Origin of the sequence: Alginatibacterium sediminis, from assembly GCF_003610775.1 — a bacterium.
Taxonomy (GTDB): domain Bacteria; phylum Pseudomonadota; class Gammaproteobacteria; order Enterobacterales; family Celerinatantimonadaceae; genus Alginatibacterium; species Alginatibacterium sediminis.
In genome coordinates this window covers 1-1,050 of sequence record NZ_RAQO01000016.1, presented here as the reverse complement: position 1 = coordinate 1,050, position 1,050 = coordinate 1, and the positions used below count along the sequence as shown (strand labels likewise).

At 47.1% G+C, this 1,050-nt stretch carries 1 protein-coding gene and 1 rRNA gene; one reads left to right on the top strand and one right to left on the bottom strand.

Annotation, left to right across the window (positions count from 1 at the left end):
• The first annotated feature begins 22 nt into the window (after positions 1–22).
• A 5S ribosomal RNA gene (gene rrf, locus DBZ36_RS20425) occupies positions 23–138 on the top strand.
• A 184-nt stretch (positions 139–322) separates the two neighbouring features.
• Here the strand turns inward: rrf and DBZ36_RS20420 are convergent.
• The gene (locus DBZ36_RS20420; RefSeq protein WP_120356846.1) at positions 323–529 is read right to left on the bottom strand and encodes a hypothetical protein; all 207 of its coding nucleotides are present in this window, start codon (positions 527–529) and stop codon (positions 323–325) included.
• Between the last annotated feature and the right edge of the window lie 521 nt (positions 530–1,050).

Sequence of the window (1,050 nt, the reverse complement as noted above, 5' to 3'; positions counted from 1 at the left end):
TTTTTAAGACAACAAGTTTTTGCCTGGCGGCCATAGCATTGTGGCCCCACCTGATCCCATGCCGAACTCAGAAGTGAAACGCAATTGCGCCGATGATAGTGTGGGGTTTCCCCATGTGAAAGTAGGTCACTGCCAGGCTCTTATTAAAAGTAAAAAGGCCACCTTAACGGGTGGCCTTTTTGCGTTTTAGCAACTGCGTTGCAGGACTACTTGCGGGGAACACAGGTGTGAAAGTTCTCCGTCGTTAGAAAACCTTTAGCATCGATGATTCAATTCCGATTATCTTTTATAGCTCTTCAGGGACTCGCCGAGCTCGCCCCGCTCAATGGGCTCGAAGCCATGCTTCTCGAAATCCCCATTTCACCTGCCAGGCTCCAATTACACGACAAACCCTATCGCTAACGCGGTAGGGTTTTTTCGTATAAGCGCTGACGGCAATATGCTCCTGCATTGCTCTACTACCGACATCCATGTCGGCAGCGCAGAAACCCACTTGCGGGGAACGCACCTTGCGCACAAAGACCTTCATTCCGCTGATTCATTATTCTATATCTTTTATAGGCCGTTAAGGGTTTCGCAGAGCTCAACCCGCTCGCAAGGCGTAAAGCTATGCTTTACGAATTCCCTTACTCGCTGTGAAAGTAGGCGTTAACATCCCAAAGACTTGTCTATCAGAATTGCATTAAATCCACTCTGTAAAAGTTACGTGTTTGCGAAATACCTTTAGCTGCGATGAATCAGTACAGTGTTTATTCTAATTTCCATATGGTGGCATCGTATCTCGCCATGGATGGCGAGAGTAGCCAATGCAGGAGCACATTGCCGAGAGCTCGCCCCGCTCAATGGGCTCGAAGCAATGCTTCTCGAAATCCCCATTTCGCCTGCCAGGCTCCGACAAAAACAATTTTATTGCTACTCCGAGATGGTAAATCAAGCAACAATTAAAGCCCCGAATTTGGATTGTCACTTTGTATATCGTGTTGGGTTCGTCAATTTTTTCTTAATTGTCTTGACCTGCTTAGGGTGTGCTTTAAGCTTTTCCTTGCTCCT

Bases quoted from the DNA above. Each gene is read 5' to 3' on its own strand.
- DBZ36_RS20420 (WP_120356846.1), bottom strand. From the start codon at position 529: ATGAAGGTCTTTGTGCGCAAGGTGCGTTCCCCGCAAGTGGGTTTCTGC.